Genomic DNA, 23,112 nt, shown 5'->3' with positions numbered 1-23,112 from the left:
GCCCCGTCGCCGCTCCGCCGGCGCCCCGTCCCAGCGCATCGTCACCCGCGCGCCCAGTCCCGCCTGCTCCCAGTCGCGGCGCAGCCGCTCGCCTGCCGCCAGCTGCCGGTCGCTCACATGACCCCGCGCATGCAGCCAGCCGATCGGAGATTCCCCCAGATGCAGCTTCACCGCCTGCATCTTTCCGGCAGGGTCTTCGATCATACGGTCGACAAACTGGGCGGCCATGGCGGCATCTCCTGACAGGGTGGGATAGGCCAGGGGCTTGCCACGGCGGATAATCTGTAGGAAAGAGAAAACCAAATAGGTTATCAACCCGAGGACAGCCATGATCACCCGCATCCGCGAGGTCCGCAAGGCCAAGGGCCTGACGCTCGAACAGGTGGGCTTGCTCTGCGTGCCGCCGACCACCGCCCAGACCATCGGCCGGCTCGAAACCGGCACCCGCACCGTCTCGGTCAAATGGCTGAACCGCATCGCCGACGCGCTCGGCGTCACCAGCGCGGAACTGGTCGCCCTGCCCGGCCAGAGCGAAGTGCCCGTCGCCGCCCTGCTCGGGCCGGAGGGCGCGCGCGCACCGGTCCGCGCCCTGTCCTTCCCGCCGCCCGTGCCCGCCGACGGCATGATCGGCATCCAGGTCAATGCCAGCATAGGCGACTATCGCAGCGGCGACGCCATCTGGTGCCGCCGCATCGCCCCGGCCGATTTCGCCAGCGCCTTGAACCGCGACGTCCTCTTTCCCCGCCCCGCTGGCCGCTTCCTGTTCGGCCGCCTCATCGGCCGCGAGGGCGACCGGCTCCAGATATTGCCGCTCGGCCATGGCGCCCGGCAACAGGTACTGACCGACCCACCCTGGGGCGCAGTGGCGGTGCAACTCGTCCGACGGCTATAGCCAAGCGCCCCCGCCACGCCTAAGCCTCGCTTAACCGACATGCAGTAGGGAGGGCCCATGACACTCAACGTCCTCACGCTTTCCACGCTCTTCCCGGACATGAGCCGGCCCAATTTCGGCGTTTTCGTGGAGCGACAGGCGCGCGAACTGGCGAGCCGCCCCGACGTCAGCGTCACCGTCGTCGCCCCGATCGGCATGCCGCCCTGGCCGCTCTCGCGCGCCGGCCGCTATGCCCCGCTGCGCGCCCTGCCACCCAAGGAAAGGTGGAAGGATCTGACCGTCTATCGGCCGACCTTCCCGATCATCCCGAAATTCGGCGGCCGCACCAATGTCCTCACCATGACCCGCGCCATCCTGCCGCTGGTCAAGCGGCTGCACGCCCAGACCCCGTTCGACGTGATCGACGCCAGCTTCTTCTTCCCCGACGGCCCGGTGGCCCAGCGTCTGTCGAAGGCGCTCGGCATCCCCTATTCGGTCAAGGCGCGCGGCGCCGACATTCATCATTGGGGCACCCAGCGCGGCACGAAGAAGATGGTGAAGCGCGCCGCCGACGGCGCCGCCGGCCTGCTCGCCGTCTCGGCCGCGATGCGGCGCTCCATGGGCCGAATGGGCATCGATGCCGACAAGATTCGGGTCCATTATACCGGGGTCGACCTTGATCGCTTCGAAATCGCCGACCGCGATCAGGCCAAGGCCGCGCTCGGCTTCGAAGGGCCGCTGATCCTCTGCGTCGGCGCGCTCATCCCGCGCAAGGGGCAGGATATTCTGGTCCGCGCCCTGCCCCAGCTGCCCGGCACCACCCTGCTGCTCGCGGGTCAGGGCCAGTATCGCCGGATGCTCGAAAATCTCGCGCAGGAACTGGGCGTCGAACGGCGCATCGGCTTCCTCGGCTCGGTGCCGCACGATCGCTTGCCGCGCCTCTATGCCGCTGCCGACGTGATGGCGCTGCCATCGGAATCCGAAGGGCTGGCCAATGCCTGGGTGGAATCGCTCGCCTGCGGTACGCCGATCGTCATCACCGACGTCGGCGGCGCCCGCGAACTGCTCGATCGCCCCGAAGCCGGCAGGATCGTCGATCGCGAACCCGAAGCCCTGGCCGAAGCCATCGCCGACATATTGGCCGACCCGCCCGAGCGCGACGCCGTCCGCGCCGCCGCCCTGCGCTTCACCTGGACCGCCAATGGCGACGCCCTGCTCGATCATCTCACGGGCATAACGCGAGGCTGAACCGGTCTAGAATATACCCCGGCCCTCCGCTGGGGTGGCAAAGTTGGGTGGGGAGCGGACAGTCTGCTCGTGGCGATAGGATGCCGTTACCTGGCATTCAGAATGCGAGCCGAGCAAGTAAAACGACCTGCTATTTCTTTAATAGATTTCCTCAAATTCCCAACCGGTCAGTTTTAAGGTCAGCAGTCCAAAATCGCGCATTGCCCCCTTCTGAGGCGACCAACGGTCGGCATATTCGTAACTGCCCTTACGAGCGCGTTCGAGTATCCATCGACTACCATCCGTGCCGCCGCCGCAATTTTCGGGCGGTTCATTGAACGGGCTAGCCCTCGCCATCGCGCGCTCCACTTAGTGCGCTTCTAAGGAACTGAGTTTCCGATTGATTTGCCGAGAGATACTACCCGGTTCATAACCCCCGGCACCGGAAAGCTCCTTCGCTATAAAATTAGTGGTGCCTGCGGACGTTTCGAAACGGACAATCACCGGATGATGAAACGTCGGGAGCCATGTGAATCTGAGAACACTGTCTCCGGCATACTTTTGGGCGTTTGAAATTTCAAAAAGAGATGGCTCCGTTGCGGCTTCCCAATGGTTGGAATACCATTCACTCTCAAAATTACTGATCTTAGGAAAGCATTCCGGATAACCCTTGAATTTACAAATGTGCATAACCTTCCCAAACGAAGGCGGGAGATACTGGATACCTGATTTTGAAGATCTAATCGCTTCAGATTTTCCTGGGAGCATTCGGCAAAGCGCATTATTCTCTTCATTGCTCGTCGGCACCTGCTGAGCAGTGCATGCCGCGAGCATCAATGGAGGAATACTCGCTGCAAGCCAAAGGAGCGACCGACCCATCATATTTTCTGTCAACCCATGCCCGTAAGCCAGCTTCCTCAAAGTTGCTGGAAATGTCTGCAATTGGAAAGCGGAAAACACCATATCAAAGGCAACAAATGGTCGTTTTCAGACCATCCTCCCCTGCAAGGGGAGGTGGCTGGCCGAAGGCCAGACGGAGGGGTATCTCCCTCTCGATAGGGCGACACCCCTCCACCACTTCGTGGTCCCCCTCCCCTTGCAGGGGAGGATTTTACAGCCGCATTTGGTCGGTAGCAGCCCCATCGCTTTCCTACTCTCGCCCTTTCTGTTCCACATGCTTCGATGGAACGCCGCGCCCTTTCCCGCCTCCACTGCCGCCGCCCACGCGACACTGTCGCGTCGCTGTCCTTTCCCTGTCGCCTCGCTGTCGCGTCGCAGGCGCGGCAACGGCGCCTGATCGTCGCGCGGCCATCCCCCCGCACCGACCTGGCGCAAATCCGCCAAAAGCCGCGCCACCATAGGCCGCACAACGGTGTGAACTTTCTACTGTCGCGTCGGCGCCCCATCGCCCGGCGATCTACCGCCTAGGACAGGGGCAGCAGGCGGGCCTTGCCGTCCGGTGTCGGGAACCTCCCCTCGTCGAACGGCAGTTCGCCCCAGCGCCAGGGGGTCAGCTCGTCATAGGCGGGGTTGGAAATCGGGGCATGACGGCGCAGGTTGAGCAGCCGCGCGCCGTCATTGCCATAGGCGGTCAGGCGCACATGCTCGCGGTAGATTTCCGCCGCCCATTCATAATGAAAGGCCGCCTGCCAGCCCATGGCGCGGGCGACCTGGGTGACGATCCACCAGTCGGGCTTCGCATCGCCGGGCAGCGGGAACAGCCGGCGCTGGCGGCTGATCAGCCGGTCCGCCCCGGTCAGCGTGCCGTCCTTCTCGACCCAGCTCGCCGATGGCAGCAGGATGCCGCGCCCGTCCCGCTCGGGATCGGCCCAGGGGGTGGAGCGGATCGCCAGCGGCACCGTGTCCAGCGCTGCGCGCAGCCAGGCCGGATCGATGCCGTCGCCGCTTATGCTCCACAGCGCGCGGATGCGCCCGCTCCGCACCGCGTCGGCTAGTTCCGCGCCGTCCAGTCCCGGCCCTGTTGCCATCGCCTCGGCCGACCAGAAACGGGCTATTTCTGCCATAGCCGATGCCGTGAAGCCACGATGCGCCGCAAGCCCCGTCGCATTGCAGCCGACCTCGCGCCCGCCCATGCCATTGGCCGCGGCCGTCATGGCAAAGGGCGCCGCCCCCGGCCTGCCGATCCGCCCCGTCGCCAGATGGAAATCGATCACCGCCCGCGCCAGCCCCTCGTCCGCGCCGCCAAACAGCGTCACGATCCGCGGCACGGCGGCGATCCGGTCATAGAGCGCACGCAGCTCCACCGGCGACAGGCCGCAACTGCGCGCCACCGACCACAGATCATGGCGGGTCCGCAGTTGCGCCCAGAAATCGTCGGGCACGCTGACACTGCGCGCCAGATAGTCGCCATCGGTCGCGCCGACATCATGACAATGGCGCAGCAGTCCGGCGATCCAGGACGCCATGCCGTCGCGCGGCATTTCGATGCGCAGGTCGGCCTCGATGCTCGTCCCCTCGCCCGGCGCCGCCAGCAACAGCAGTTCGACGCCCTGCTCGGCCCGCGCCGCCGCGATCCGCGCGTTCAGCACCGGATGATCCTGCGCCAGATCCGCGCCGACCATCAGGATCAGTTCGGCCCGCTCGATATCCTCATAGGCGGCGGGCATCACATCCTCGCCATAGGCCGCGCGCTGCGCCAGCGCCGCGCCATCATTGGCGGCCCAGCCCGCATCGACATGGGCCGAACCGATGAAGCCCTTCATCAGCTTGTTGGCGACATAATAATCCTCGGTCAGCAGGCCGCCGCCGACATGCAGCGCCACGCTGTCCGGGCCATGCTGGGCGATCACCGCCGACAGCCGCCGCGCGACCTGTGCGATCGCCTTCTCCCAGCGTTGCGGCCGACCGTCTATCATCGGCTGGAGCAATCGCCCGTCCAGCCCGACCTCTTCCGCGATCTCCAGCCCGCGGATGCACAGCCGCCCGGCATTGGCCGGATGCATCCGGTCGCCCTCGACCATCAGGTCGCGATCCTCGCCGGTGATGGCGCGCAGGCCACAGCCGACGCCGCACCGGCCGCAAAGCGTGCGTATCACTGCCATGTCAAAGGGCTGCGCGGGTCCGGCCGGAACGGACGAAGGGGGGAAGGATCGGCGTCACCAGCGCCTGCTTAGCGGATCGGGCGCGGCGACAAAAGCATGTGCCGACAATTGCATGGCCCCGGCGCCGGGCGCACAAGGCGGTCATGCGCTTCTTCTCTCCGATTCCGCTCCTGCTGCGCGCGCTCGCGCTGCTGTCGCTTTTGCTGTCGCCATCCTGGGCCGCCGCGCAGGACAGGCGCGGGCCGCTGGTGCTTGCCGCCGCCAGCCTGCAGGAATCGATGAATGCCGCCGCCGATGCCTGGGCGCGGCAGGGCCATGCCCGCCCGGTCCTGTCCTTCGCCGCCTCCTCGGCGCTGGCCCGGCAGATCAAGGCCGGTGCCCCCGCCGACATGTTCGCCTCCGCCGACGAGGATTGGATGGACGATATCCAGAAGGCCGGCTTCGTCGCGCGCGGCAGCCGCGCCGACATGGCCGGCAACCGGCTGGTGCTGGTCGCCCCGGCCGGCAAGCCGGTGCGGCTGCGCATCGGCCGCAACATGCCTCTCGCCGCAGCGTTGAACGGCGGCCGCCTCGCCATGGCCGATCCCGACGCCGTGCCGGCGGGCAAATATGGCAAGGCGGCGCTCACCGCGCTCAATGTCTGGCCCTCGGTCGCGGACAAGGTCGCGCGCAGCGACAGCGTGCGCGCCGCCCTCGCCCTGGTCGAACGCGGCGCCACCCCGTTCGGCATCGTCTATGCGACCGATGCCCGCGCCTCGAAATCGGTGCAGACGGTCGGCACCTTCCCGGCGAACAGCCATCCGCCGATCCGCTATCCGGTGGCGCGACTGACCGCCAGCCGCCACCGCGACGCGGAAGGCTTCCGCCGTTTCCTGCTGTCGGCGCAGGGCCGGGCGATCCTTGGCCGTTACGGCTTCAGCGCGCCCTGATCGCCGATTGTTTTTCTACGGATCGCGCACACCATCATCTCAAAGCCCCGCCCCATCTCCGGTTTTCAACGGACGGATCGAGACAAGGTCGGCTCCCAGCGCCTCCAATTCTGCACGATCGTGACTGACATAAAGAATCGGGATCGATGTGGCCGCGTGCAACTTGCGTATAAGCTCCAGTATCTGGTCCTTCAGGCCCTGGTCCAAGCCCGTCAATGGCTCATCCATCAACAAAAAATGAGGATTGGCTAGCAAGGCACGCCCAATCGCCACACGCTGCGCCTCCCCCCCGGAGAGAGAATGTGGCCGGCGCTCAAGCAGATCGCCGATGCCTAACATGTCGACGATAGCTGGCATATCAAGTGCGCTGCCCCTACTATGCCTTCGGCCATAAATAAGGTTCCGGCGCACGCTCATGTGCGGAAAGAGGCGCAGATCCTGAAAAATATAGCCGCAATGCCTCTGCGCGATGGGCAGGTCTACGCCGACGGCGCTGTCAAACAACGTGCCCCCGGCAATCGCGACACGACCTTCATCGGGACGTAATAGACCGGCCACCATGTTGAGCAGGCTGCTCTTGCCTGCCCCAGATGGACCAAATAGGCCGACGATCGCACTGGAACTGGCGATGTCTATGGCCAGATGATTGGCCCCCAGTCGGCGACGGACATGGATGTCAAAGGACATGGTCGCCCCTGCCCATGCGTCTCGCGAGCCATTCGGATGCCATCAGCGCGCCGAGCGACAGCGCAATCGAAATCAGTGCCAGCCGCAATACCGCATTTTCGCTGTCCGGCAGTTGCAGCGCGGAATAGATGGCGATCGGCAGTGTTCGGGTCTCCCCTGGTATATCGGATACAAAGGTAATGGTGGCGCCAAATTCCCCGATCGATCGAGCAAAACCCAGGATCATGCCAGCCAATATGCCCGGAACCGCGAGTGGCAACGAGATGGTGCAGAAGACCCGGATACGGCCGGCTCCGAGCGTCTGGGCGACAGCCTCCAATCGTCGATCGATTGTCTCAATAGACAGCCGGATAGCGCGCACCATCAGCGGCATCGCCATGATTGCTGCCGCGAGCGTTGCGCCCGTCCAGCGAAACAACAGACTGATGCCAAACCAGCTTTCCAGCCAATAACCAAAAACACCCTGCCGACCAAACAGAAGCAGCAGTAGCCAGCCGGTGACCACCGGTGGCACCACCAACGGCAAATGCACCAGTGCATCAAGCATCAGTTTGCCAGGAAAACGATAGCGCGCGAGCAACCATGCCAAGGCAAAAGCTATCGGCAGCATCGCGAAGACCGCTGTCAGACTGACCCGGAGCGAAAGCCCGATGATCGCCCATTCTTCAGCACTGATCGATGACAATAGCATGTAGTCACCGATTCACTTCGGCAAGATTGCGCATTCGCCGATCAATGGCGATGGTCACCAAAATTGTCCTTTAGCGTACTCCACGTAACGCCGTGCCCTTTTGCATTGTCCATCGTGGTGCGCGGCCTCGGTCTGGCCGGATAATCTGCGCAGGCGCCCGCAACAGCCGATCAACCGCGTTGCTGACGAGCATCTGCAGCCCTTCCTCGCTCAGAAGCCCTCCGCGAATGAGGCAGCGATCGACCAGAACTCGCCGAAACGCTGAATAGAGCGTCATGTCCGGCTGGCGCGGCGCCGACCAGAAATCATCAAGGCTCGACTGATGCACCACTCCTGGCACCTTGTAGACTGCGTGCCCCAGAACCACGACAGGCTTGCCGGCATTGAGCGCCAGCGTGCCTACAGTGCTGTTCACCGTCACCACGCCCAACGACTTGCCCACCACTTCGGCAATGTCCCAATCGGCCAGATAGACGACACGGTCCTTTACGCCATAATGAGCGGCCAGCCGGCGAGTCAGTCGGTCCCAGGCGACAAGACCGGGATCCAGCGGATGGCGTTTCACCACAAGAGAGACATGATCAGGCGCATGCTGCGCAAAGCTCTTGATAGCGAAACGCAGCGCAGCGCGCATGTTGCCGAAGGGCGAATGAACGCGAATCTGATAGTCGGAGTTGAGTTGCAACGGGAGCGCGAAATAGGGCTTATCCTTGACCGTATCCCACGCCTTGAAAGACCGGCGCCCGTCACCGCGACGCATGACCAGCTTGCGACACCAGGCGACCGATTCCATCAGGAAACTATGCGGCCGGTGGGTTCGGTAGAATGGGAAATAGGGCCGCATGAATGCAGCGGCGAGGCCATTGCGCATCGTGTTGCGCGCACGGGCATTGAAGGTCGAGGGCACGGGCGGCAGATTATCGATATAGTCCGGCAGGCCCCGGACTAGGTCCAGGTACCATTGCGGGTCCAGCGGCAGAGTCGAATTGCCATTCACGCCATCATCTTGCAAGGTCAGGAAATCGGGGCGAATATACCCTTCCTCAACGACATGAACATGCACGTTGCGCAGCCGTGCCATGCCATGTGCCGAGGTATGGTAGGGACGGCAATCACCATAGAGAATCAGGTCCGTAACGCCATGATTGACGATAAAATCGTCAAAGAAGAGCGGCCAGTTACGAAATGTTCCACGATAATCGGTGGCCTCTCCTAGCCAATCGACCTTGTCGCCACCATTAATATTGATCCGCAGAGCAGAATGTCCGCGCTTGCGCAACGCATCCGCAAGCATCGAGAAATAGGGACCATGCGGCCCCTGCAGGAACAAGAATGTTTTGGACGTGGGTTCAGCCATGAAGGAACTCAGCGGACAATGTCATAAATCTTCGTAGCTTCCCCTGTAGCGCCCGCAACCGAATGAGCCATGTCATCGGCGGCGTCGATCCACTCGCCAGGCGGTCCACCATCAGTTCGGGACCACAAGGCAAGCGCGTCACGGGATCAATATAGCGAGGATAGAGAATGAGCGCGGCCGCGACAAGTCGATCCACGTCGAGTTGACGCCCTCTTCGCGGAGAGGATTTGGCCAGATCCCGAGTCACCCCCCAACCGGCATAGAAGGGCATGCCGTGAACCGTAACGGAGCAGCCCCGCATCAACGCCTCGAAGCCGGTCAGCGAAGACAGGACATGCACCTCGTCCACCGCCTGCACCAGTTCCATCAGGGGCGCGCCGCTGTCGATCGCGTCAGCATGTTCCAGCACGGCGGCGTCGCTCAAATGCCCCTTGCGATGTCCGGCCTGCACATCGGGATGGGGACGATAGATGATCCAGCCGTCCGGTTCTGCGCGGCGCACTCGCGCCAGAAAATCGAGATTACCATCGATCCCGGCCCCGCCCAGTTGCACCGACATGTCGTCATCGACCTGCCCCACCGCCAGCACCGTGCGCCGCCCCGGCGGCAGGTCGATCATCTGCCCCGCCTCGGCGCCATATTTGGTAACGCCGGCATCGCAGACGCGCGCGCGCAACTGCCGGGCGCGTTCGACCAGGTCCGGCGAAAATTCATGCGTGGCGAGCAAGCCTTCCAGATCGCTTGCGGCGCGCGCGTTATAATAGATGCCGCATCGATCGATCACCACCGATCCGGGCGGATGCAGCGCCGCGCCCAGCCCTCGTGAACGCAGGAATCCATCCTCTACCCGAGCCAGGGTAACACCAACGGCAGCCGCATCCGCTGTAATGGTCACGGGCACGCGCGATGGCCAGATCGCCAGCGCGCCCGCTTCCCGCCGTGCCCGCGCCAAGCCGCGTGCGGGTGGCAGGAAGGGCGGTGTGCGGACTCCATCCCACAGGAAATGACGCATCGCTTCCCGCTTCCAGAATGCCATGCCGCTTGCCGCCGCAATCCCTCTGTTGCCGTCCACATGCCGTCGCCAATCGGCCAGTTGCCCAATTGCATGGGCGGCATCGACCATCTCGCCACTGAAGCAATCGCGATAGCGGGCGCTGGCCAGCCGATAACGGGCAGCTTCCTTCAACTGCTCTGCAGAGAACGCCGCACCATCCGGCCCCAAGACCGCAATGCCCAACAAGCCGGCAACGATGGCCAGGTCATCGTCCACCTCGGCATGGACGGTCCGCGCGTCGGCCAGCAATACCCAGGGATCGCAGACCGAAGGCAGCCAATGCCCGATTGCTGGCGCTGCCCCACGCTTCGCGCTGACATCAGCGGGCATAATGCCAATCTGCCCAGCAACAAGACCGACACAGATGGAGGGATCGATGCGCACGCCTTCGCGCGCGACCAGCAGCAGACCTTTTGGCCGATGTCCCCAGAAATCGCCACCCACCCGTGCTAGCAGCAACGCATCCAGCAACGCGTCGGATATGGGCGCTAAGACGCTCTCCTGTTCCGCATAGCTGATGGCTGCAACCGCCGGATCGATGCCGGGGAAAGGCGGCGACCGCAGGAACGGAACACGGTCTGCGCGACGGCAGGCTCCGACTCCCGCGTCGGCCATTTCCGCCATGTCCATATACCCCCGACGACGCCCTCCAAGCCGGCCAGCGTCAAGGAGGGGAATTGCATTCAACCCATTCCATGATCGCCTGAAAATTCCAGGTCAAGGAACAGTAGCAGTCACATCTTCCAATAGTTCCGCCACTATGTCGAAATAGTCACGCCAGGTCGGCGCATGCCATCCGCCGATCCGTGCAAGCTGCGCCGCCCGCTGCGGCGAATCCGCTGCGGCATAGGCGTGGATCATCCGCATCCAGCCCATACCATCGAGCGGATCGATATAATCGGGCGCATCGCCGCCGACTTCACGATGCGCCGAAATGTCGCTGCAGATCACCGGGACGCCAGCGCACAGCGCTTCGACCACCGGCATGCCGAACCCTTCGGCAAAGGACGGCATCAGCATCGCCCGCGCGCCCGCGACCAGATCCTGCATCTGGTTGTCGGGCAGCTCGCCCGCCTCGACCACATGGCCGCGCAGCGCCTCGCCCCGCTCCAGCATGTCGATGACATTCTCATTTTCCCAGCCGCGCCGGCCGATCAGCACCAGCATCGGCGCCGCATCGCCCAGTTCGTCCACCATCCGCCGCCAGATATTGAGCAGCAGCAGATGATTCTTCCGCGGCTCGATGGTCGACAGATAGACGAAATAGGGCCGCTCAGGGAGCGCCGTGCCCGACCCGCCAAACACATCGGGCGGATCGGCGCCGAAATGGGCGACGCATGTCTGGCGATCGGCCAGGCCGTTCGACAGATGCGGTTCCAGCGCGTCCAGCGTCGCCTGGCTGTTGCCGATGATCCCGGCGGCATAAAGGTCGATGCTGCGCAGCCGACGACGATGCTCGTCCGCGCCCTGCGGCCGGGCGAACTCGGGATGGCTCAGCGGAATGACGTCATGCACCAGCGTGACGAACTTCGCGCCCTCCGCGCGCAAAATCGCCCCTACCTGCGCCGCATCGTCCAGATGATGGGGCGACGCCTGCAGATAGATGCGCGGCCCCTTGGCCCTCGGCACCGGGCGCGGGCGGGTCGCGAACATGTGGCGGATCACCGCCGCCCGCTCCTTGCGCTCGTCGGGCGAATCCACATTACGCCATTTCGCCGCGGTGAAGGCCAGGAACTGGCGCACGGCAGCGTGATTCAAGCGCCCATAATAGCCGCCCGCCGGATGAACGGCGGCAAAGGCCAACCGATCGGGCATCCGCTCCAGCAATTCGCGGGCATAGACATATTCGACCCGGTCGATGCCGGTCGGCGTCGGGTGGAAAGCACGCGAGAGCAGCCGCGAGATGTCGAGGATCACCTCGGCCCCGCCCCGATCGCCGGTCAGATAGCTGTTCGCCGCCTTGGACCGCAGCGCCAGCCGCGCGCCCGGCGCCTTGAAGGGTTTGAGTGCCACGTCAGAACTGCGCGCGAATCTCTTCGGCCAGCGCCGCCAGCGCATCCTTGTCCGCCTGCGCACCGGCGCCATGGGCGGTGAAACCCTTGGGATCGCCCTCCCAGCGCGGCAGGATATGGACGTGCAGGTGGAAGATGGTCTGGCCCGCCGGCGCGCCGTTGAACTGGGCGATCTGGATGCCGTCGGGGTTCAGCGCCTTGCGGATGGCGGTGGCGACCTTCTTGGTGGTCGCCATCACCTCACCCAGCGCCTCATCCTCCATCTCCAGCAGGTTGCGCGCCTTGGACCATTTGGAAATGACCAGCGCATGGCCCCGCGTCTGCGGCATGATGTCGAGGAAGGCGAAGGTCTTCTCGTCCTCGTACAGCTTGGTCGACGGGATCTTGCCCTGCAGGATCAGGGCAAAGATATTGGCTTCGTCATAGGTGCCGTCGAGGCTCATGAAACGCCCTTAGCTGATATAATGGGCGGTCGTCTTAGCAGCGACTTCTTCGGCGGTCACGCCCGGCGCCAGTTCAACCAGCTTGAACGGGCTGTCATGGTCGAGACGCTGGAACACGCACAGGTCGGTGACGATCATGTCGACCACATTCTTGCCGGTCAGCGGCAGGGTGCAGGCCGGGATGAACTTGGGATCGCCATTTTTGGACGTATGCTCCATCACCACGATGATCTTCTTGACGCCCGCGACCAGGTCCATCGCGCCGCCCATGCCCTTGATCATCTTGCCGGGGATCATCCAGTTGGCGATGTCGCCATTCTCGGCCACTTCCATCGCGCCAAGGACGGTCAGGTCGATATGCCCGCCGCGGATCATCGCGAAACTGTCGGACGAACTGAAATAGGCCGATTGCGGCAGCTCGCTGATCGTCTGCTTGCCGGCATTGATCAGGTCCGCATCCTCATCCCCCTCATAGGGGAAGGGACCGATGCCCAGCATGCCATTTTCCGACTGCAGCGTCACTTCGACGCCATCGGGAATATGGTTCGCCACCAGCGTCGGGATGCCGATGCCCAGATTCACATAGAAGCCGTCCTCCAGCTCCTTCGCCGCACGCGCGGCCATCTCGTCACGGGTCCAGGCCATTATCACTTCTCCCCTTGGGCGGGCGGCGCCCATCTTTTGTCGGCAGGAAAAACATCGTCGAAGCCGCCCTTGAGGCCGCTGCCATAAACCGGGTTGGGCAGGACGAACCAGCCCGCGCCCCAGAGTTGCGCGATTGCCGGGCCTTGCGTCGCGGCGCGCCGCGCCGGCACGCTCTGCCCGACATTGAACAGGTCCGTGAAATCGCCAAGCTGATCGCCGCCCAGTGCAATCACGCAATAGCTGCGCGAAATCGTCCAGCGCCGGCCATCCTTGCGCGATCCCATCGTATCGTCGCCGGCCAGATACAGCGTCTGGCCATGCACCGCCTCGCCCAGCCCCGCCGCCTTGATCGCGCGCGCGGTCGCGTCGGCATTGGCGGCCGAACGGTTGGTGTTGAAGATCACCGTCACGCCCATCGCCCGCAGCGCGTTGAGGCCGCTGTCAGCGCCCGGCACCGGGCCGACCGCGCCTTCGCCGGTCTTTTCCCACGCGTCCCAGTCGGCGGCATCATAGCCCTTGCCGGTCTTCGCATCATGATATTCGAAGCCGGTGTTCAGCATCACCGTCTCATCGACGTCGAACACGGCGGCGAAGGGCCGGTTGCCGCACGGCACATATTTGGGCGCATCCAGGCTCGCGCCTTCCGCCAGCACGACAGAATCTGCCGGCCGCGCCTTCACGACGGTCGCGGCATGGGCGACCAGCGCGGTCCAGGCCTGGCGCGACAAGGCTGCCGCCTCGCCCGATCCATAAAGATATTGCATGCCCGCCGGCGGCACCGCTGGTCCGGTCGGCGTCACCGGCGCCGGGCCGGTCGCGCTCGTCGTCTCGGTCGTCGTTGCACAGGCCGCCAGCGGCGCCAGCAACAGCGCCGGCGCAAGCCGCATCATCGTCGCCATCAGGCCGCGTCCCTCTGGCGCACGGTGCGGAACTCGATCTTCTTGTCATAGGGCGCGCCGACGATCATCCGCTTGACGTAGATGCCGGGCAGATGGATCGCATCGGGGTCCAGGCTGCCGACCGGCACCACTTCCTCCACCTCGGCGATACAGATCTTCGCCGCGGTCGCCATCGGCGCGTTGAAATTGCGCGCGGTCTTGCGGAAGATCAGGTTGCCGCTCTCGTCCGCCTTCCAGCCCTTGATGATCGCGACATCGGCAAAGATGCCGCGTTCAAGGATATAGTCCTGGCCGTCGAAATTCTTGACTTCCTTGCCCTCGGCCACCGCGGTGCCGACGCCGGTCTTGGTGTAGAAGCCGGGAATGCCCGCCCCGCCCGCGCGGCAGCGCTCGGCCAGCGTCCCCTGCGGGCAGAATTCCACCTCCAGCTCACCGGCCAAATATTGCCGCTCGAACTCCTTGTTCTCGCCGACATAGGAGGAGATCATCTTCTTGACCTGGCGCGTGCGCAGCAGCTTGCCCAGCCCTTCGCCGTCGATGCCGGCATTGTTGCTGGCGATGGTCAGGTCCTTCACCCCCGAATCGCGGATCGCGTCGATCAGCCGCTCGGGGATGCCGCACAGGCCAAAGCCGCCCGCGCACAGATGCATGCCGTCGAACAGCAGCCCTTCCAGCGCGGCGGCGGCATCGGGGTAGAGCTTCTTGGCCATCGGCATCCATCCTTTTGAAATTTCGGCGCAGACTAGGCAGGCAAACCGATCAATACCAATGATTTGTTTTTTCGGTTAAACCCAAACAATGTCTATCAATCGCATCGCCTTCTACCATCTCGAAACCCTGCTGTGGATCGCGCGGCTGGGCACCTTCGCGGCGGCGGCGGCGCGCCTCAACACCACCCAACCGGCGATTTCCGCGCGGGTGCGCGAACTGGAAAGCCATCTGGGGACTGCCCTCTTCCGGCGCGAGGGGCGGACGATGGCGCTCACCCCCGCCGGGCGCGAGCTGGTGCGGGAGAGCGAGCCGCTCTGGGCGCGCTTCCAGGGCGTGCTGATGGGGTGCAGCGACATATCCGGCGCGACCGGCATCGTGCGCATCGGCGCGGGCGAGATCGCGGCGGCCAGCTGCCTGCCCGGCTTCGTCGCCCAGCTCGGCCGCGACCTGCCCCATGTCAGCCTGGAGGTCGACATCGCGCTCACCGCCGACCTCATCCAGCAGCTCGCCTCGGGCCATGCCGACCTCGCCTTCGCCGCCGGCCGCATCGCCCATCCGATGCTGCGCACCGCGCCGATCGGCAGCGTCGACCTGCTCTGGCTCGCCAGTCCCGCAACCGTCGCGACGATGGCAGACGTCCGCCCGCCGATCTGGTCGCTCACCAACCTGTCGCCGCTCTACCGCATCATGAAGGATGCGATCGCCGCGTCGGACCTGGCCGACTGCCCGCTCAACCTGTGCAACAATGTCCGCACCATGATCGACATCGTGCTGGAAGGCGGCGGCATCGGCATCTTTCCCCGGCCGATGGCGCGCCAGCAACTGGCCGAAGGGCGCCTGGTCCCGGTGCCCGGCGCCCCGCTCATGCCCCCGGTCGATTTCCACGTCGCCGTCCGCGCCGCCGAAGCCGACCCGCTGGTGCTCGCAATCTTCGACCGGGCCAGCCGGCTGGAGTTACGGGGTGAAGAGTGAAGAACGAGGGATAGGATTACGGTCAACCTGATCGGTTAAATGATGGGCTTCCGGCCCGCCCTCACAACGTCATGCTGAACTTGTTTCAGCATCCATCCAGCCCAGTAGTCCATTGGCCTGCTGGGACAAATGGACCCTGAAACAAGTTCAGGGTGACGATGCTGTTAGCGACAGCTTCCGCCCCTCAACCGCGCTGTCCTACACGCGCCTCTTCTGATTTACTTGGGGGATGGGACATCCGCCCCCAAGCAACCGCCCACCTGCAACACAGGCGTCGCTTCCCTGTCGCCCCAGTGTCGCCTCCGTGTCGCGTCGAACGCGCGCGATCGTGCCCCGATTGTCGCGCGATTGTCGCTTCGCTGTCGCGTCGCGGGCGCGTTCCCGGCGCATTGGCCCGGAATCACCCCCACGACACTGTGAACTTCGGCTGTCGCGTCGAATCTCGCGCCGCGACGCCCTGGAATCAGATCAGGCCAGCGAGCGGACTCGACGGGTCGGCATACATGCGCTTGCCCATGCGGCCGGCGCGATAGGCCATGCGGCCGGCCTCGACGCCCGCCTTCATCGCCGCCGCCATCAGCACCGGGTCCTTCGCCTCGGCAATGGCAGTGTTCATCAGCACGCCGGTGCAGCCCAGCTCCATCGCCTGCGCCGCTTCCGACGCGGTGCCCACGCCCGCATCGACCAGCACGGGCAGCTTGGTGCCTTCCACGATCAGGCGGATCGTCACCTTGTTCTGGATGCCCAGACCCGACCCGATCGGCGCGCCCAGCGGCATGATCGCGACCGCGCCGGCATCCTCCAGCCGCTTGGCCGCGATCGGATCGTCGACGCAATAGACCATCGGCTTGAAGCCTTCCTTGGCCAGCACCTCGGTCGCGCGCAGCGTTTCGACCATATCCGGGTAGAGCGTCCGCGCCTCGCCCAGCACTTCCAGCTTCACCAGTTCCCAGCCGCCCGCCTCGCGCGCCAGGCGCAGGGTACGGATCGCCTCCTCGCCGGTAAAGCAGCCGGCGGTGTTGGGCAGATAGGTGACCTTCTTCGGGTCGATATAGTCGGTCAGCATCGGGGCGTTCGGATCGGACACATTGACGCGGCGCACGGCCACGGTGACGATCTCAGCGCCCGACGCGACCAGCGCGGCGGCATTCTGCTCGAAATTCTTGTACTTGCCGGTGCCCACGATCAGGCGCGAGCGGAAGGTCTTGCCCGCTACCGTCCAGCTATCGTCATCCACCGGGGACATATCGCCGCCGCCAACGAAATGCACGATCTCCAGTTCGTCGCCATCCTCGACCTTCACATCGGCCAGGGTCGAACGCGGCACCACTTCCAGATTGCGCTCCACCGCCACCTTCTCCGGCGCGAAGCCCAGCTCGCTCGCCAGCTCGGCCAGGGTCAGGCCGTCGCGGATGCGGCGATGCTCGCCATTGATATGGATGGAGATGGTGCCGTCGATGCTCACTACATTATCCCGTTCGTGGCTGGAAACGTGTCTCGACTTGGCGCGACACGAAGGGCTAAAGATCAGCGCGCATATAGGGGCGGCGACGCCGCGCCCGCAACAGACAAGTCTCGACCGAATGGGGGATCGCCATGGCGGACACACGCAAAATCTATGTTCTTAACGGCCCGAACCTCAACATGCTCGGCACCCGCGAACCGGAAATCTACGGCTATGACACGCTGGACGACATTGCCGAGCGGATGGAGGACGCCGCCCACCGCGCCCATGTCGAGATCGATTTCCGCCAGTCCAATCATGAAGGCCACCTGGTCGACTGGGTGCAGGAGGCGCATCGCGAGGGCGCCCATGCCATCATCATGAATCCCGGCGCCTATACCCACACCTCCATCGCGCTGCATGATGCGATCAAGAGCATCACCGTGCCGGTGATCGAGATCCACCTGTCCAACCCGCACACGCGCGAGGCCTTCCGCCACAAATCCTATGTCGGCATGGCCGCCAAGGGCACGATCGCAGGCTTTGGCGCCATGTCCTACATGCTGGCGCTCGAAGCAGCCCTGGAACTGTAGAACGCACAAAAGTTGCGCTTTGGCGCAAATGAGCATAGGCGCTGGCCGCCAGAACGCATTTTGAAAGACGACAAGGGTCAAGCATGAACGACAAGCATGACAAGGGCGCGATGCAGGTGGACGTCACCCTGGTGCGCGAACTGGCAGCTTTGCTGGACGACACCAACCTGACCGAGATCGAGGTTGAAGACGGCGACCGCAAGATTCGCGTGGCGCGCAAGATCGGTGGCGGCGCCCCCATCTTCGCAGCGCCCGCTGCCGTAGCGGCACCCGTCGCTGCCCCGGCTGCGGCACCGGCCGCTGCTCCCGCCGCGGCGGCCGAGCCTGCCCTGCCCGCCGGCAATGTGGTGAAGTCGCCGATCGTCGGCACCGCCTATCTCTCGGCCGAGCCGGGCGCCGCGCCCTTCGCGCGCGTCGGTGCACAGGTAAAGGCCGGCGAAACCGTGCTGATCGTCGAGGCCATGAAGGTGATGAACGCGATTACCGCGCCCGTCGCCGGCACCGTCAAGGCCGTGCTGGTCGATAACGGCCAGCCGGTCGAATATGACCAGCCGCTGATCGTCATCGAATAAGGCCGCGATCCCATGGCCATCGAAAAACTGCTGATCGCCAACCGGGGCGAAATCGCGCTGCGCATCCACCGCGCCTGCCATGAAATGGGTATCAAGACGGTGGCGGTCCATTCGACCGCCGACGCCGACGCCATGCATGTGCGCCTCGCCGACGAGGCGATCTGCATCGGGCCGCCCGCCGCCAAGGACAGCTATCTCAACATCGCCGCGATCATCTCTGCGGCCGAGATCAGCGGCGCCGACGCGATCCATCCGGGCTATGGCTTCCTCAGCGAAAACGCCAAGTTCGCCGAAATCGTCGAGGCTCATGGTCTCGCCTTTGTCGGTCCCAAGCCCGAACATATCCGCACCATGGGCGACAAGATCGAGGCGAAGCGTACCGCTGGCGCGCTCGGCCTGCCGCTGGTGCCGGGTTCGGACGGCGCGGTCAGCGATGTCGAGGAAGCGCGCGCGATTGCCGATGCTGCCGGCTATCCGGTGATCATCAAGGCCGCGTCTGGCGGCGGCGGTCGCGGCATGAAGGTCTGCACCTCGCCCGACCAGCTCGAAACGCTGATGCAGCAGGCCGGTTCGGAAGCGAAGGCCGCGTTCGGCGACGCCACCGTCTATATCGAGAAATATCTCGGCAATCCGCGCCACATCGAAATCCAGGTGTTCGGCGACGGCAATGGCAATGCCATCCATCTGGGCGAACGCGATTGCTCGCTGCAGCGTCGCCACCAGAAGGTGCTGGAAGAAGCGCCCTCGCCCGTCCTGAGCCAGGCCGAGCGTGAACGGATCGGCGGCATCTGTGCCAAGGCGATGGCCGACATGGGCTATCGCGGCGCGGGCACCATCGAGTTCCTGTGGGAAAATGGCGAATTCTACTTCATCGAGATGAACACCCGCCTGCAGGTGGAGCATCCGGTGACCGAGATGATCACCGGCCTCGACCTGGTGCGCGAACAGATCCGCGTTGCCGAAGGCAAGCCGCTGTCGGTGAACCAGGAAGATATCCGCTTCACCGGCCATGCGATCGAATGCCGCATCAACGCGGAAGATCCCAAGACCTTCGCGCCCTCGCCGGGCACCGTCACCAGCTATCATGTTCCGGGCGGCATGCATGTCCGCGTCGATAGCGGCCTGTATCAGGGTTATAAGGTGCCGCCTTACTACGACTCCATGATCGGCAAGCTGATCGTCTATGGCCGCACCCGCGAGGGCGCGATCATGCGTCTGCGCCGCGCGCTGGAGGAATATGTGATCGAAGGGATGAAGACCACCATCCCGCTGCACCAGGCGCTGCTGAAGGATCCCGAATTCCTCAACGGCGACTATACGATCAAGTGGCTGGAAGAATGGCTTGCCCGTGAGGATGGCCAGTGAAGGCCACCATCTGGCACAATCCCAAATGCGGCACGTCGCGCAAGACGCTGGCGATCCTTGAGGAAACGCCAGGCGTCGAGGTGGAGGTGGTCGAATATTTGAAGACCCCCTTCACCCACGACAAGCTGGCCCAGCTGTTCGCCGACGCCGGGATGACCCCGGCCGAAGCGATCCGCAAGATGGGCACCGATGCCGAGGAACGCGGCCTGTCGGACATGACGGCGGATGCGATCCTGGACGAGATGGCGGCCAATCCGGCCTATGTGAACCGCCCCTTCGTCGAAACCGAAAAGGGCGTGCGCTTCTGCCGCCCCCAGGACAAGGTTCTGGAAATCCTCTGAATATCAGCCGCTTGTCACGCCCATGTAACAAGCGGCTGATTTGAGCCCTTGCTTTGACGGGGGGAAGCCGTAGCTTCCTCTCCCATGGCAAAGGAACCGGCATTGGCGACCATCGCCGTCTACAGCCTCAAGGGGGGCGTTGGCAAAACCACCTTTTCGGTCAACCTCGCCTGGGCGTCGGCGAGCATATCGAAACGGCGCACCCTGCTTTGGGATCTCGACCCGCAGGCCGCGTCGAGCTGGCTCCTCTCCACCGATCTTGAAAGCCGCGATGCGGCCCAGGCCATCTTCAGCAAGGATGTCGAGGTCCGCAAGCTGATCCAGCCCACCACCGTGCCGGGCCTGGACCTGATCGCCGCCGACACCTCGCTGCGCAGCCTAGACCATCTGTTCCGCGAGATGGACAAGAAGAAGCGGCTGGCCAAGCTGATCGACAGCCTGGGCAAGGATTATGACCGCATCATCCTCGATTGCCCGCCGGGCCTCACCGAAACCAGCGAGCAGGTGCTGCGCGCCGCCGACCTGATCGTCATCCCGGTCATCCCCTCTCCCCTGTCACAGCGCGCGATGGGCGAGGTGGCGCGCTATCTGGTCCAGCGCGGCGGCAATCATGCGCCGATCCTGCCGGTCTATTCGATGGTCGACCGCCGCCGCAGCCTGCATCGCAAGGCACTGGACGAACAGCCCGGCTGGGGCGCGATCCCCATGGCCAGCACGATCGAGCAGATGACGGTCCGCCGCAAGCCGCTGGGTGCGTTCGCCCCCGCCTCCCCCCCGGCCCAGGCCTTCGGCGCGCTATGGACGATGGTCGAGCGGCAGGTTCAGCAGGGCTGAGACCCTGCCTCAGCCAACGGCGCAGGCCTGCGCCGGCGGATCGGGGAACAGGCGCGCCGCATCCTGCGGCAGCATCGGCCGGCCATAATAATAGCCCTGCACCTTCTTACAGCCCAGCCGGCGCACCATGTCCAGTTCGGTCGCGGTTTCCACCCCTTCCGCCGTGGTCGACATGCCCAGGCTTTCCGCCAGCGTCACCACCGCCCGGATGATCGCCAGATTCTCTGGCGTGTTATGCGCCGCCCCGACGACGAAGCTGCGGTCGATCTTGATCGTGTTGAAACGGGTGCGGCTGAGATAACCGAGCGAGGAATAGCCGGTGCCGAAATCGTCGAGCGACAATTGTATGCCCATCGACTGCAACTGATCCAGTACGCGCAGCGCGCCGTCATCCTCATGCATGAACACGCTTTCGGTGACCTCCAGCTCCAGCCGCCGCGCATCGAGCCCGCTCTGGGCCAGCGCATTGATCACCGCGGAGATGAAGTTGGACTGGTGCAGTTGCTCCGCCGACACGTTGACGGCAACCCTTATATGCGCGGGCCAGCGCATCGCCTCGCGGCAGGCGGTGCGCAGCACCCATTCGCCGATCGGCCCGATCAGCCGCGCTTCTTCGGCCACCGGCACGAATTTCGACGGCGGGATCGGCCCCAGTTCGGGATGGGTCCAGCGCGCCAGCGCCTCGAACCCGGTGATCACGCCGGACGTCGCATCCACGACCGGCTGATAGAGAAGATGGAGCTGATCCTTCTCCAGCGCCTCGCGCAGCGCCTGCTCCAGCCGCTGCCGTTCCTCCGCCTTGGCATGCAACTGCGGCTCATAGGGGCAATGGACACCGCCGCCTTCGTCCTTGGCGCGATAAAGCGCCAGATCGGCGCTGCGGATGATCGATTCGGACTGATGCCCATCGATAGGCGAGACGGCCGAGCCGACCGACGCCCCGACATGCAGCACATGCTGATCGATCTGATAGGGGGCCGACAGGGCGTCGATGATCGCGATCGACAGGCGCGCCACCGCCCGGTCGTCGTCGATCCGCGCAATCACCACGCCAAATTCGTCGCCACCGATGCGACCGCAAAATCCGGCACCGCCACAGACATGGCGCAGACGCTGCGCCACCTGGCTGAGCAGCTGGTCGCCGACCTGATGGCCCAGGCTGTCATTGATCGCCTTGAACCGGTCGAGATCGAGCATCAGGAACGCGCAGCCGGGCCGGCGATTGCCGGTGTCTGCCATCGCCTGATCCAGCGCATCGCGCAGATGGGCGCGGTTGGGCAGGCCGGTAAGCGTGTCGAACCGCGCCAACTGGGCGATCTTGTCGGCCGATTCCCGCTGGATGGTGATGTCCGACCCGACATCGCGAAAGCCCTGGAAATTGCCATTGTCATCATAGCGGGGCGAGGCCGACAGTTCGAGCCAGCGCGTGCGCCCCTGCACATCGACGGGCAACGCCAGATTGCTGAAGCTTTCCCGCCGCTTGAGATGATCCGCCAGGCTATGCAGGCTGGAGGCGAAGCGGCCGCTTTCCCATCCGGCGCCGGCCAGAACCTGGACCAGCGGCGCCCCTTCCAGCGCCTGCGGCGTCATGCCGACGCTTTCGGCGAAACGCTGGGATACGCCGCTGATCCGGCGCAGCGCATCGGTCTGCCACAGCCAGTCGGATGCGCCCTGCTCATATTCGCGCAGCAACAGGCTGACGACTTCGGTCTGCTCGGCCAGCTGGACCGTGGTGCTGTGCTGGCGCGCGAAGGTGCGGGCATAGATGAGGCAACCGACCAGCAGCGACAGTGCATAGCTGGTGGCGAGCGCCCGCAGCGGTAACAGGGTTTCGCCGTCGAACATCGCCGACAGGCCGACGATGCAGGGCACCAGGAAAGCGATCGCGGCCAGCGGCGTCGCCGCATAGCTGATTGCGCCGCACACCATGATGCAGCTGATGAGGGTCCAGAGCGCCACGAGATGCTCAGCCCCCTCTCCCCTCGAAAAAAGCGTCATGCAGGCCGCCCAGACCAGGCCGTGCAGCAGGCCGGTCAGGGCATGGCGGCGCAGGTCGCGCGCCTGCGGCACGCCGCCGGCACCGATCTTCCGGCGATGGATCAACAGGGCACTGATAGCAACGGCACCGATCAGCGCGACGCTCCAGCCGATCATGACGGTCGCCGAAACATGGCTGCCAAACACGCGCCAGAGGAACAGCAGGCCGAACACGTTCATCGCCAGACGCAGCAGCGCGACGCTATCTGCCGACTGCAACTGGGCAGTCAGGACGCGCATATCGGCTTCATCGACGAGGCGTGCGAGCCCCATCATCGCCCTTAGCGAGCCCCGTCCCTGTCGGTCGGTTTCGGATTGCCCTTGCTCGATACCCACATGCCCGGCCTAGCAGGCAATGGTTATCAA

The 23,112-nt window shown here is 64.6% G+C and carries 24 protein-coding genes; 9 read left to right on the top strand and 15 right to left on the bottom strand.

Going from position 1 to position 23,112, the window contains the following annotated elements; translation table 11 throughout:
• A partial coding sequence (locus A0U87_RS13540; RefSeq protein ID WP_240700559.1) for a DUF6456 domain-containing protein occupies positions 1-228 on the bottom strand: 228 nt, incomplete at its 3' end.
• A gap of 100 nt (positions 229-328) precedes the next feature.
• Here A0U87_RS13540 and A0U87_RS13535 point away from each other — a divergent pair.
• On the top strand, positions 329-892 hold the full coding sequence (locus A0U87_RS13535; protein WP_048938403.1) for a helix-turn-helix transcriptional regulator: 564 nt from the start codon (positions 329-331) through the stop codon (positions 890-892).
• 57 nt (positions 893-949) lie between these two features.
• Positions 950-2,119, top strand: coding sequence for a glycosyltransferase (locus tag A0U87_RS13530; RefSeq protein ID WP_048938404.1), 1,170 nt, complete (start codon positions 950-952; stop codon positions 2,117-2,119).
• A gap of 138 nt (positions 2,120-2,257) precedes the next feature.
• Here A0U87_RS13530 and A0U87_RS13525 read toward each other — a convergent pair whose 3' ends face one another.
• The 3 genes from A0U87_RS13525 to A0U87_RS13515 all read right to left on the bottom strand — a co-directional run bounded on the left by A0U87_RS13525 (position 2,258) and on the right by A0U87_RS13515 (position 5,160).
• The gene (locus tag A0U87_RS13525) at positions 2,258-2,455 is read right to left on the bottom strand and encodes a hypothetical protein (protein ID WP_137405622.1); all 198 of its coding nucleotides are present in this window, start codon (positions 2,453-2,455) and stop codon (positions 2,258-2,260) included.
• Positions 2,456-2,467: 12 nt separating this feature from the next.
• A complete protein-coding gene (locus A0U87_RS13520; protein WP_137405621.1) occupies positions 2,468-3,061 on the bottom strand; it encodes a hypothetical protein in 594 nt (197 codons plus the stop codon).
• 461 nt (positions 3,062-3,522) lie between these two features.
• Positions 3,523-5,160 carry a molybdopterin-dependent oxidoreductase gene (locus A0U87_RS13515; RefSeq protein ID WP_048936432.1) on the bottom strand — a complete coding sequence of 546 codons (1,638 nt, stop codon included), beginning with the start codon at positions 5,158-5,160 and terminating at the stop codon, positions 3,523-3,525.
• 143 nt (positions 5,161-5,303) lie between these two features.
• Between A0U87_RS13515 and modA the strand changes: the two genes are divergently transcribed.
• Positions 5,304-6,089 carry a molybdate ABC transporter substrate-binding protein gene (gene modA / locus A0U87_RS13510; RefSeq protein WP_048936431.1) on the top strand — a complete coding sequence of 262 codons (786 nt, stop codon included), beginning with the start codon at positions 5,304-5,306 and terminating at the stop codon, positions 6,087-6,089.
• Between the two features lie 39 nt (positions 6,090-6,128).
• Here modA and A0U87_RS13505 read toward each other — a convergent pair whose 3' ends face one another.
• The 9 genes from A0U87_RS13505 to A0U87_RS13465 all read right to left on the bottom strand — a co-directional run bounded on the left by A0U87_RS13505 (position 6,129) and on the right by A0U87_RS13465 (position 14,587).
• The gene (locus A0U87_RS13505) at positions 6,129-6,776 is read right to left on the bottom strand and encodes an ATP-binding cassette domain-containing protein (RefSeq protein WP_048936430.1); all 648 of its coding nucleotides are present in this window, start codon (positions 6,774-6,776) and stop codon (positions 6,129-6,131) included.
• Complete coding sequence (gene modB / locus A0U87_RS13500; RefSeq protein ID WP_037506164.1) at positions 6,766-7,467, bottom strand: molybdate ABC transporter permease subunit; 702 nt, start codon at positions 7,465-7,467, stop codon at positions 6,766-6,768. Before modB ends, A0U87_RS13505 begins: the two co-directional genes overlap by 11 nt.
• Before the next feature lie 70 nt (positions 7,468-7,537).
• On the bottom strand, positions 7,538-8,824 hold the full coding sequence (locus A0U87_RS13495) for a capsular biosynthesis protein (RefSeq protein ID WP_048936429.1): 1,287 nt from the start codon (positions 8,822-8,824) through the stop codon (positions 7,538-7,540).
• Positions 8,817-10,502 carry a beta-3-deoxy-D-manno-oct-2-ulosonic acid transferase gene (locus tag A0U87_RS13490; RefSeq protein WP_234415776.1) on the bottom strand — a complete coding sequence of 562 codons (1,686 nt, stop codon included), beginning with the start codon at positions 10,500-10,502 and terminating at the stop codon, positions 8,817-8,819. The genes A0U87_RS13495 and A0U87_RS13490 overlap by 8 nt, the downstream gene beginning before the upstream one ends.
• A 93-nt stretch (positions 10,503-10,595) precedes the next feature.
• A complete protein-coding gene (locus A0U87_RS13485; protein ID WP_048936428.1) occupies positions 10,596-11,891 on the bottom strand; it encodes a glycosyltransferase family 1 protein in 1,296 nt (431 codons plus the stop codon).
• Position 11,892: 1 nt separating this feature from the next.
• Positions 11,893-12,333 carry an HIT family protein gene (locus tag A0U87_RS13480; RefSeq protein WP_004210376.1) on the bottom strand — a complete coding sequence of 147 codons (441 nt, stop codon included), beginning with the start codon at positions 12,331-12,333 and terminating at the stop codon, positions 11,893-11,895.
• A 9-nt stretch (positions 12,334-12,342) separates the two neighbouring features.
• Positions 12,343-12,978, bottom strand: a complete 636-nt coding sequence (locus A0U87_RS13475; RefSeq protein WP_048936427.1) for a CoA transferase subunit B — start codon at positions 12,976-12,978, stop codon at positions 12,343-12,345.
• 2 nt (positions 12,979-12,980) lie between these two features.
• A complete protein-coding gene (locus A0U87_RS13470) occupies positions 12,981-13,877 on the bottom strand; it encodes an HAD family acid phosphatase (protein ID WP_048936426.1) in 897 nt (298 codons plus the stop codon).
• Positions 13,877-14,587 (bottom strand): CoA transferase subunit A, encoded by a 711-nt coding sequence (locus tag A0U87_RS13465; RefSeq protein WP_048936425.1) that lies wholly within the window; start codon positions 14,585-14,587, stop codon positions 13,877-13,879. The genes A0U87_RS13470 and A0U87_RS13465 overlap by 1 nt, the downstream gene beginning before the upstream one ends.
• A gap of 88 nt (positions 14,588-14,675) precedes the next feature.
• Here A0U87_RS13465 and A0U87_RS13460 point away from each other — a divergent pair, with 88 nt between their 5' ends.
• Positions 14,676-15,560, top strand: coding sequence for a LysR family transcriptional regulator (locus A0U87_RS13460; RefSeq protein ID WP_048936424.1), 885 nt, complete (start codon positions 14,676-14,678; stop codon positions 15,558-15,560).
• A gap of 463 nt (positions 15,561-16,023) precedes the next feature.
• Here the strand turns inward: A0U87_RS13460 and thiS are convergent, their stop codons facing one another.
• Entirely contained in the window at positions 16,024-17,025 is a 1,002-nt protein-coding gene (gene thiS / locus A0U87_RS13455; RefSeq protein WP_122927846.1) for a sulfur carrier protein ThiS, read from the bottom strand.
• 131 nt (positions 17,026-17,156) lie between these two features.
• Between thiS and aroQ the strand changes: the two genes are divergently transcribed.
• The 5 genes from aroQ (at position 17,157) to A0U87_RS13430 (ending at position 20,709) form a co-directional block, all read left to right on the top strand.
• Entirely contained in the window at positions 17,157-17,597 is a 441-nt protein-coding gene (aroQ, locus tag A0U87_RS13450; RefSeq protein WP_004210356.1) for a type II 3-dehydroquinate dehydratase, read from the top strand.
• Between the two features lie 83 nt (positions 17,598-17,680).
• A complete protein-coding gene (gene accB / locus A0U87_RS13445) occupies positions 17,681-18,169 on the top strand; it encodes an acetyl-CoA carboxylase biotin carboxyl carrier protein (RefSeq protein ID WP_004210355.1) in 489 nt (162 codons plus the stop codon).
• A 12-nt stretch (positions 18,170-18,181) separates the two neighbouring features.
• Positions 18,182-19,534, top strand: coding sequence for an acetyl-CoA carboxylase biotin carboxylase subunit (gene accC / locus A0U87_RS13440; RefSeq protein WP_004210354.1), 1,353 nt, complete (start codon positions 18,182-18,184; stop codon positions 19,532-19,534).
• On the top strand, positions 19,531-19,875 hold the full coding sequence (locus A0U87_RS13435) for an arsenate reductase family protein (RefSeq protein ID WP_048936423.1): 345 nt from the start codon (positions 19,531-19,533) through the stop codon (positions 19,873-19,875). The genes accC and A0U87_RS13435 overlap by 4 nt, the downstream gene beginning before the upstream one ends.
• A gap of 84 nt (positions 19,876-19,959) precedes the next feature.
• Positions 19,960-20,709 (top strand): ParA family protein, encoded by a 750-nt coding sequence (locus A0U87_RS13430; protein ID WP_017500882.1) that lies wholly within the window; start codon positions 19,960-19,962, stop codon positions 20,707-20,709.
• Between the two features lie 9 nt (positions 20,710-20,718).
• On the opposite strand, the gene A0U87_RS13425 is transcribed toward A0U87_RS13430, so the two are convergent.
• Positions 20,719-23,022 (bottom strand): EAL domain-containing protein, encoded by a 2,304-nt coding sequence (locus A0U87_RS13425; RefSeq protein ID WP_137405620.1) that lies wholly within the window; start codon positions 23,020-23,022, stop codon positions 20,719-20,721.
• Between the last annotated feature and the right edge of the window lie 90 nt (positions 23,023-23,112).

Origin of the sequence: Sphingobium sp. MP9-4 (genome assembly GCF_005281675.1) — a bacterium.
Classification (GTDB): Bacteria; Pseudomonadota; Alphaproteobacteria; order Sphingomonadales; family Sphingomonadaceae; genus Sphingobium; species Sphingobium yanoikuyae.
The sequence above is the reverse complement of the archived record's forward strand: the minus strand, read 5'-3'. Positions and strand labels throughout refer to the sequence as shown.

Bases quoted from the DNA above. Each gene is read 5' to 3' on its own strand.
- A0U87_RS13535 (WP_048938403.1), top strand. From the start codon at position 329: ATGATCACCCGCATCCGCGAGGTCCGCAAGGCCAAGGGCCTGACGCTC.
- A0U87_RS13525 (WP_137405622.1), bottom strand. From the start codon at position 2,455: ATGGCGAGGGCTAGCCCGTTCAATGAACCGCCCGAAAATTGCGGCGGC.
- A0U87_RS13505 (WP_048936430.1), bottom strand. From the start codon at position 6,776: ATGTCCTTTGACATCCATGTCCGTCGCCGACTGGGGGCCAATCATCTG.
- A0U87_RS13470 (WP_048936426.1), bottom strand. From the start codon at position 13,877: ATGGCGACGATGATGCGGCTTGCGCCGGCGCTGTTGCTGGCGCCGCTG.
- A0U87_RS13480 (WP_004210376.1), bottom strand. From the start codon at position 12,333: ATGAGCCTCGACGGCACCTATGACGAAGCCAATATCTTTGCCCTGATC.
- A0U87_RS13465 (WP_048936425.1), bottom strand. From the start codon at position 14,587: ATGGCCAAGAAGCTCTACCCCGATGCCGCCGCCGCGCTGGAAGGGCTG.
- A0U87_RS13425 (WP_137405620.1), bottom strand. From the start codon at position 23,022: ATGATGGGGCTCGCACGCCTCGTCGATGAAGCCGATATGCGCGTCCTG.
- modB (WP_037506164.1), bottom strand. From the start codon at position 7,467: ATGCTATTGTCATCGATCAGTGCTGAAGAATGGGCGATCATCGGGCTT.
- A0U87_RS13495 (WP_048936429.1), bottom strand. From the start codon at position 8,824: ATGGCTGAACCCACGTCCAAAACATTCTTGTTCCTGCAGGGGCCGCAT.
- A0U87_RS13475 (WP_048936427.1), bottom strand. From the start codon at position 12,978: ATGGCCTGGACCCGTGACGAGATGGCCGCGCGTGCGGCGAAGGAGCTG.
- A0U87_RS13515 (WP_048936432.1), bottom strand. From the start codon at position 5,160: ATGGCAGTGATACGCACGCTTTGCGGCCGGTGCGGCGTCGGCTGTGGC.
- A0U87_RS13520 (WP_137405621.1), bottom strand. From the start codon at position 3,061: ATGGTGTTTTCCGCTTTCCAATTGCAGACATTTCCAGCAACTTTGAGG.
- accC (WP_004210354.1), top strand. From the start codon at position 18,182: ATGGCCATCGAAAAACTGCTGATCGCCAACCGGGGCGAAATCGCGCTG.
- A0U87_RS13490 (WP_234415776.1), bottom strand. From the start codon at position 10,502: ATGGCGGAAATGGCCGACGCGGGAGTCGGAGCCTGCCGTCGCGCAGAC.
- accB (WP_004210355.1), top strand. From the start codon at position 17,681: ATGAACGACAAGCATGACAAGGGCGCGATGCAGGTGGACGTCACCCTG.
- A0U87_RS13430 (WP_017500882.1), top strand. From the start codon at position 19,960: ATGGCAAAGGAACCGGCATTGGCGACCATCGCCGTCTACAGCCTCAAG.
- A0U87_RS13460 (WP_048936424.1), top strand. From the start codon at position 14,676: ATGTCTATCAATCGCATCGCCTTCTACCATCTCGAAACCCTGCTGTGG.
- A0U87_RS13530 (WP_048938404.1), top strand. From the start codon at position 950: ATGACACTCAACGTCCTCACGCTTTCCACGCTCTTCCCGGACATGAGC.
- modA (WP_048936431.1), top strand. From the start codon at position 5,304: ATGCGCTTCTTCTCTCCGATTCCGCTCCTGCTGCGCGCGCTCGCGCTG.
- aroQ (WP_004210356.1), top strand. From the start codon at position 17,157: ATGGCGGACACACGCAAAATCTATGTTCTTAACGGCCCGAACCTCAAC.